General features: G+C 28.8%; 5 protein-coding genes, 2 tRNA genes and 1 pseudogene. 4 read left to right on the forward strand and 4 right to left on the reverse strand.

Annotated features, from left to right (window positions below):
- From AJ930_RS06605 to AJ930_RS06615, 4 genes and pseudogenes are all read left to right on the forward strand, one after another.
- Positions 1 to 738, forward strand: a 738-nt coding sequence (locus AJ930_RS06605; protein ID WP_261659507.1) for a 3'-5' exonuclease, incomplete at its 5' end; no start/stop codon positions are given.
- 81 nt (positions 739 to 819) lie between these two features.
- Positions 820 to 1,023 (forward strand): annotated as a pseudogene (locus AJ930_RS10845) (hypothetical protein); the annotation flags it as partial.
- Positions 990 to 1,151 carry a helix-turn-helix domain-containing protein gene (locus tag AJ930_RS10355; protein WP_153882520.1) on the forward strand — a complete coding sequence of 54 codons (162 nt, stop codon included), beginning with the start codon at positions 990 to 992 and terminating at the stop codon, positions 1,149 to 1,151. The pseudogene AJ930_RS10845 and the gene AJ930_RS10355, both read left to right, overlap by 34 nt.
- 451 nt (positions 1,152 to 1,602) lie before the next feature.
- Entirely contained in the window at positions 1,603 to 2,514 is a 912-nt protein-coding gene (locus tag AJ930_RS06615; protein ID WP_002861688.1) for an AEC family transporter, read from the forward strand.
- Between the two features lie 7 nt (positions 2,515 to 2,521).
- Here the strand turns inward: AJ930_RS06615 and AJ930_RS06620 are convergent, their stop codons facing one another.
- From AJ930_RS06620 to AJ930_RS06635, 4 genes are all read right to left on the reverse strand, one after another.
- A complete protein-coding gene (locus AJ930_RS06620; protein WP_070209934.1) occupies positions 2,522 to 6,034 on the reverse strand; it encodes an acyl-[ACP]--phospholipid O-acyltransferase in 3,513 nt (1,170 codons plus the stop codon).
- A 24-nt stretch (positions 6,035 to 6,058) separates the two neighbouring features.
- Entirely contained in the window at positions 6,059 to 6,445 is a 387-nt protein-coding gene (locus AJ930_RS06625; RefSeq protein WP_044779481.1) for a hypothetical protein, read from the reverse strand.
- 66 nt (positions 6,446 to 6,511) lie between these two features.
- A tRNA-Asp gene (locus AJ930_RS06630) sits at positions 6,512 to 6,588 on the reverse strand.
- A 51-nt stretch (positions 6,589 to 6,639) separates the two neighbouring features.
- Positions 6,640 to 6,715 (reverse strand) — tRNA-Val (locus AJ930_RS06635).
- Between the last annotated feature and the right edge of the window lies 1 nt (position 6,716).

A 6,716-nucleotide genomic window follows, 5' to 3' on the forward strand; every position in this document is an offset into this window, starting at 1 on the left:
GCTGTAAATTCCTTAGAAGTATTAGCATCTATGCCAAAATCTCATATTTTATATCTAACTCAAAGCTTTAGATGCCCACAAAGCATAGCTACTATTGCCAATTCTTATTTGGGAATTTTAAATGCCCCAAGAGATTTTAAAGGAACGCTAAAACCAAGAAAGGGAAATGATGAAAATGAAGCAAAAGCTATAATATGTAGAACCAATGCTAAACTATTTGATATAGCAGTAGAAAATTTAAATAAAAAATTATTTTTTGTGGGAGGGGTGAATAGTTATAGTTTTGATGAGTTATTAGACATACAAAATCTTCTGTTTAAAAAACACAAATATATCAAAAATCAGTTTATTGCAAAATTTGCCGACTTAAAAGAACTTCTTGAATATATCAACGAAACTAAAGAGGTTGACTTAAAACAAAAAATATTTGTTCTTTTTAAATATGTACATAGCGATATTATAAAGCTTATCAAAGATATTGAAAAAAGCTGTGTTAAAAAACAAGAACAAGCTGATTTGATATTAAGTACAGGACATAAGAGCAAAGGTTTAGAGTGGAATAATGTTGAAATTATTGATGATTTTTTAAACATCAAGCAAGAACTTGAAGAAAGAGAACAAATTACCATAGCAAAAGAAGAATTAAATCTTTTGTATGTGGCAGTTACAAGAGCTAAAAATTCTTTAAACATTAACAAAGATTATTTGCTTGAAAAAGATTTTATAGAAAAAAATTAGAAAGGATAACAATAGAATGAAAATAATTAAAAAACTACAAGAAGATGGAAGCTTTAAAGAGCAAACTTATTATATTCTGTCGATGAAGTTGCAAAAATGTACTCTGTAACCCATACAACAGTTCGTGTATGGAACTCAAGAGATGTTCTAAAAAGCTTTAAATTAGAAAAAGGTTATTACATATCAAAAGAAACCATTCTCGATTTTCAGAAAATAGAAGACCCCCCCCCCCAAAAAAAAGGAGAGGAAAAATGGTTGAAAAATATTATAATAGAGAAGAAATAGCAAAGATGCTTAATGTAAATATCCTAACAATTAGAAATTGGGTTAAGTCAGGATATATTAAGGAATATAAAATTAGTACAAATGTAAGAAAACCATTATATAATCTTGAAGAAATTGAAAAAAATTAAACTCCAATTCAAACAATATATAACAATCAATCACTCGCCTATGCTCTCGCTTCTTTTAGCGGGAGCGATATATATTCAATCAACTCTTTAATATACACTTTTAAATACAATGGTAAAAATATTAAAAAAATAGGAATAAACATAATGTTTATAATTTTCCTAACTTTTATCCTAACTTTTTATTTTTATGCTATTTATAAATATTGTATAGTAGTGTTTTTATTAGCATTATTCAAATCTCGCTAACCGCACCATTATTTAAAATTATAATCATTCAACTTAAAATACCAACTATTCAAAATCAAATTTCAACTTACAATTTCTTAAAGTTACAAAAAATAAAAAATATTGGTTTTTTTTAAAAAACTTAAAAAATATTAAGATTTTTTTTAAGTATAAAGAATATAATTCTATCCGTTTTCAAAAACCATCCCTTAAAAAGGATTATTCAATGTTTGTTTTTATACCATTATTTACAATTTTTATTTTACTTGCAGGCGGATATTTTGCCAAAAGAATTGGCGTTTTAAAGCAAAAACAAGCTAGGACTTTTTTAGATTTTGCTATTATTTTTGCTTTACCTTGTTTGATTTTCGATAAAGCATATCATTTAAATTTTGATTTTTCATTGATTATTTTTATTTTTATTGGATTGTTTAGCTGTATACTAGCAGCTTTTTTTGCTATTCTTATTGGAAAAGTTTTTCATTTTTCTAAAGTAACTTTAGTCAGTATGTTTTTGCTTTCTTGTTTTGGAAATACTATATTTGTGGGTATGCCTATTGTTGCTGGTATATTTAATGACCCACAATTTAGCGCTGAAGTTATATTTTACGATGCTTTAGCCACAACTTTACCTATATCACTTTTTGGACCTTTTATACTTTCTTTGGGAAATGGAGAAAAAGTCAGTTTACTTGCTAATGTTAAAAAAATTCTTAGTTTTCCACCTTTTTTAGCTTTGCTTTTTGGTTTTTTGTGCAAATTAATTACTTTACCTGAATTTATTTTCTCTCCTATTCGTTTATTTGGCGCTTCTGCAACCCCTGTTGCACTTTTTGCCATAGGTTTAGGACTTGGCTTTATGGCGATTAAAACCTCTTACAAACCTACAGTAATTGTCATCTTTGCTAAAATGATTTTAGCTCCTTTATTTTTTGTATTTTGTTTAAAAATATTTAATTTAGAATTAAAAAATTCTACCATTGTTGCTATTATAGAAAGCGCAGCTCCTACTATGACCTTAGCAGGAGCTATGGTAATGAAAGCTAAACTAGATAGCAATTTAGCCGTAAGTGCTGTAGCCTTTGGAGTTCTTTTTGCTTTTGTTTCTATGCCAATTTTAATTTGGGCTTTGTTATAAGCTCAAATTATATGGCTAAATTTTTAGCTAATTCTTTAACTTTTTTAAGATCAACTTTTCCTGAACCTAGGAGGGGAATTTTTTCTATTTGAAAATAATATCTAGGTTTAAAAAGTGTAGGTATATTAGAATTTTTTATAATCTCACATACTCTTTCAAAAATTTCATTATTACATTCTATGAGTAAAGCAATTTGTTCCCCTTTTTTCTCATCTTCTAAAGATGTGGCACAAAATTTAACCACTTCAGTATCTATGAATTTGGCAATTTCTTCTTCTATTGCACCCAAAGAAATCATCTCTCCGCCAATTTTTGCAAAGCGAGAATAACGATCGACAATATATAAAAAACCATCTTCATCCAAATGTCCCTTATCTCCCGTGTTGTACCATCTTATGCCATCAATTTCTTTAATAACTTCATCGGTTTTTTCTTTGTTATTAAGATAGCCTACCATAACTTGATGACCGCCTATAAGTATGAGTCCATCTTCATTTGTTTTTAAATTTTCATAATTATTTGGATTAACAATACGTACCGCAGTTCCAGGTAGAGGCATTCCTACACTTCCTTCTTTATTGGCACGATGTATAAGCCAATAATCCGCATCAAAACGATTTGGTAAATTTACACTCGCTACAGGTGTAGTTTCCGTAGCTCCATAACCTTCAAAAATGCTTTTTTTAAACTTCATTTCAAAAGCAGTTCTTACTTCATTTTTTAGTTTTTCAGCACCTGATACAACTATTCTTAAGCTTTCAAACATTAAAGCATCAAGTTTTTTATTTCTTGCATAAATTCCTAAAAAGGTTGAAGTTCCACACATAATAGTGACATTATTTTTAGCAACAGTTTTGGCAACCCCTAAGGCATCAGTTGGATCTGCAAAAGTGATACTTTTAATACCTTCAAGCAAAGGCAAAAATGTAGTTACGGTAAGTCCAAAAGCATGAAAAGGTGGTAAAGATGAGAGAATGACATCATTGTTTCTTGTGCAAAGCACATCAGAAATTTGTGCTATATTGCTTAAAATATTACGGTTATTGAGCATAACACCTTTTGGAGAACCCTCACTTCCGCTACTAAACAAAATAGCTGCGATGGCAAGATTGTTTTTTGAAGGAGTGAAAATGGTTTTGAGTATAAAACTAGGCATGATACTAACTGCTAACATCATGCTAAAAATTTTAGTTTTTTGCATTTTAAAATCTTCTACAATATCTTCAAAATAAATTAAATGTATATTTGTATCGAAATTTAGGTTTATACCTTTATTTGCTAATTTTTCTAAAAAAGTTTTAGAAGTATAAATTTGTGAAATTTGCGCATTTTTTATAGCTGCTTTTAGAGCTTTTTCTCCAGCAGTAAAATTAAGATTTACTGCAATTTTTTCTGCGATTAAAACAGATAGATTGGTTAAAGAACTTGCAAAAGAAGCAGGTAATAAAATTCCTATAGTTTCCTCTTTAGGAGCATAACTTCCACGCTGAGGGTTAATGTTTAATTCTTTGGATTTTCTTTTAATAAAAAAATTAAGAATTAAACTAAGACTCAACATTTTTCTATAAGAAATATCTCCAGCTAGTGTATCGATAATAGCTATTTGATTTAGATTTTTTTTAGCTGTATCTATCCAAGCTCTTGCTATAGTATGCATAGCTTCGCATTGTGATTTCCAAGCCATAAAAGAAAGTTCAAAAACTTTAGCTTTAACTTCATCTTTTTTAGAATGCAAAGGCATAGCTTTACCAAAAGCTATAGCAATTTTTCTTTTATTTAAAGTGCGGTTTCTTGCTGAAAATTCTTCATCGCTTCTTGAAAAAGCACTACCCCAAAGTCCTCTTATATAAAAAGGAATAATTTTTCCATCATCTTCGCTTAAATATTCACAAGCTAATTCAAATCCTGCTTTAAATTCATTTAATTGTCCATGTCTTGAAAGTGTACCTTCAGGAAACAAGCAAACTAAATTACCTTCTTTGATATGCTTTGCTATCAGTTCTAAACTCGTCTTACTTCCCGTGCTTGATACAGGAATAATGCCAAATTTATCAAGAAAAAATTTAATATACCATTTAGAATAAATGCTTCTTTCCATAACAAAATAAATTTTTCTTGGAATTGCCATTTGTACAACAGCCCAATCAATAAAAGAAATATGATTACCCAAAAGCAAAGCTCCGCCTTTTTCTGGTATATTTTCAAAACCTTCTACAAGTAAGCGGTATCGTTGTAAAAAAGCTATGCTTAAAAGTATACGCACTAAAGAAAAGGGAAATTTTAAAAGTATATAAAAACCTCCTATAAAGGTTACTAAAGTAATAAAATAAAACAAATAAACCACATTGATTTCAAATTTTGCAAATAAAGTTGCTAAGACTAAAAATCCTAACATGGCAATATTTTGAAAAAAATTATTTCCTGCAAGAATTTGCCCCAATTCATTTTCTTTGGCATGAAATTGGATTAAAGTATTTAAAGGAACGATAAAAAGAGCTCCACAAAATCCAAAAAAGAAAAATAAAAAACTATAACTTAATAAACTTATAAAATAAGGCATTAAAAAAGCCATTAAAAACATACCCAATGCACCAAGTGGAATAAGTCCAAGTTCTATATAATTTTTTGAAAATTTACCAGCTACTAAAGAGCCTAAAATCACTCCTATACCAGAAAAAGCGAGTGAAATTTGCACATAAAAAGTATTTTCTATGAAAAGTTCATTTTTGACAAAGACAGGAAAGCTAACAAGATAAAGTTGAGATATAGCCCAAAAAAATGAAATTCCTATTATGCAAAGCCAAATAGTTTTATTTTTAAAAACAAGCTTAAGATTATTTATTAGAAGTTTTCCATGAATATAGTCTTTTTTATTAAAAACTAAATCTTTATTTGTTTGTTTGAGCTTAGGTAAACGCCACGCAAAAAATACTTCGATACAAGAAAATAAAATTAGCACAATTCCTAAAGGCGCTACTTCTTTTAAAATTTCATCTGTTTGATTATATGTAGAGCTATAAAGACTTTCAAAACTTAAAGAAAATAAAGCCATTCCTGCTAAGATTGCCATAATGCTTACTGCATTAATTACACCATTGCCCATAGCAAGAAAGTCTTTTCCTACAAGTTCTTTGATAAAACCGTATTTGCTTGGTGAATAAATCGCTGCTTGTGCTCCCATTATAAAAGTAAAAATAAAAGCCATCCAAAAAGCACCGCTATAGTAACAAATGCAAATTATTAAAGTGAGTATAACATTGAAAATTGCTGAAATTTTCATTACAATATTTTTTGGATATTTATCCGCTAAAAAACCCGAGGGAGAAAGCATAAGAATAAAAGGAAGTAAAATCAAAGCATTAACTATAGCATTTAAAAATAATTGCTCACTTCCTTCATAGGCCTTATAAATAGTATTTTGAATAATAATTTTATGTCCCAAATCCACAAAAGCATTGATGAATGCTATAAGTAAAAAAGGAATTAATCCGTAAATTTTCAAAAAAGATTTTTTTTGCATTATTTAAACCTCGTCAATTAGCACTTATTTTACAAATTTAGGAAAATTATCTATATTATCTTTTAAAATAATTCCATCGATTTTTAATTTATAAAATTTTTTAAAATTCTCTAATTTATCAACAATCATTAAAACCCTACTATCAAAAACATAAAATTCTGCAACCTTGCTAGCAAATTTTGCAAGTTTTTTATCATTGCATAGCAAAAATTTAGCTCCTAAAGCATTGGCTAAAAATATCTCGTCTTTATTTTGCACTAAAATAGCAAATTCAAAATCATTTTGACTTAAATAAGAAATCAATTTTTCATCATAAACAATACAATAAACTTTATTATCTTTAACTTCTTCAACACTTTCAATAAAGGAAAAATCTAAATTTTTTAATAATTTATGTCCAATAATAAGCATTTTTTTCCTTAGCTCTATTTTTTATTATTTTGCAAATTATACTTATAAAATTGTTACCAAGCAAGATGGCGCAGCGGACGGGGCTCGAACCCGCGACCTCCGCCGTGACAGGGCGGCATTCTAACCAGCTGAACTACCGCTGCATCCAAAGTAAAGAAGTAGAGATTATAAAACCTATTTATGATTTTATAAAATGGTGGTCACTATAAGACTCGAACTTATGACATCCACCTTGTAAGGGTGGCGCTCTACCAACTGAGCTAAGCGACCT

The organism is Campylobacter sp. BCW_6871, assembly GCF_001762325.1.
Classification (GTDB): domain Bacteria; phylum Campylobacterota; class Campylobacteria; order Campylobacterales; family Campylobacteraceae; genus Campylobacter_D; species Campylobacter_D jejuni.